Below are 1,160 nucleotides of genomic sequence, written 5' to 3' on the forward strand. Positions count from 1 at the left end.
TCGAGGTTCTGGTCGGCAGTTGAAACACGGGCATAGCCGATAAGCATGTCCGTATAGTGCAATATTACCGTTTATGATACAATAGAAAAACATACACGTTTTCCAGACATTTATAGCCTGCTTTTCGGATTTCGGGCGCAACCGTCAGGACGTGTCTGGAAAAGGGTCGTTTTGCTTACATGACCATCAGACTGGTCGGATGGCCAAGATGGGCGCTGGACATAATAAGACACATAGTTAAGGTAACGAGCTTGCGACAGTAATTACGCCTGCGTGAGCTTCGGATAAGATCGTTCTGCAGTAATAATTATTACAATTGAATTTTTTACGCGTAACGGGGAGAATGTTAATGATCAGACAAATAGCTGCTACAATACTAATTCTGCCTCTTTCATTCTCTGCAAGAGCCGCTATTATAGATCCTAGCCCTAGTGTCAGCGCCTACTTCATAACGGGAACGAGTATAAGAGTTGATTCATATGTTGATAAACCTTACAGTATGGAAGGTAGTCTCAATAATGATTATCTTACGACTATAGGACAGTCATCAAAGAAAACGTCGTCAAGCGCGACGACGGTGAATATCGATCTTTCGCATGCTCCCAGTGTTTCCTCCTTAAGCGAGGCGGGTGTACACCCACAAGGTAGCACTTCAGGTCAGAGTGTTGCTTTCCTTGCTTATTATTTCAAAATACTAGGTCCCACAACAATGGATATACCTGTTCTGGTCCAAGCCAATGGCCAGACTAAGGTGTCGGGACCTCAAGCCAAAGCGAGTGCATTTTTCAAGCTTTTAGGACCTGGAACGACCATTATTAATCAGAGCATCGGAGTTGATCAGGGTAGTTCAACAGGTCCTGTCTATCCACCTCATATTAGTACATTCAACGTTGACAATTATTATAATCTTTTTAGCAACACTGAATATTTAGTTCTCTTAGATGCTGAGACATTTGCGGGTAATGGATACCAACTACCGGGTCCTTCATTGGCAAGTGGCTTCATCGATCCATACTTCGCCATAGACCCGAGTTACTCCGATTATTCTCTCGTGTTCAGCAATGGCATTCACAACACCCTGGTTTCATCCGTTCCTCTTCCGGCATCGGCTCCTATGTTCGGAGCCGCCCTACTTGCTCTTGGTGCTATGGGATTTAGTG

1 protein-coding gene is annotated in these 1,160 nt (G+C 44.3%); it reads left to right on the top strand.

Translation table 11 applies throughout. The annotated features are described in order from the left end of the window. Nucleotides 1-577: 577 nt before the first annotated feature. A partial coding sequence (locus P7D22_RS22160; protein WP_319936424.1) for a VPLPA-CTERM sorting domain-containing protein occupies nucleotides 578-1,160 on the top strand: 583 nt, incomplete at its 3' end.

The organism is Lichenihabitans sp. Uapishka_5, assembly GCF_033947565.1.
GTDB lineage: Bacteria > Pseudomonadota > Alphaproteobacteria > Rhizobiales > Beijerinckiaceae > Lichenihabitans.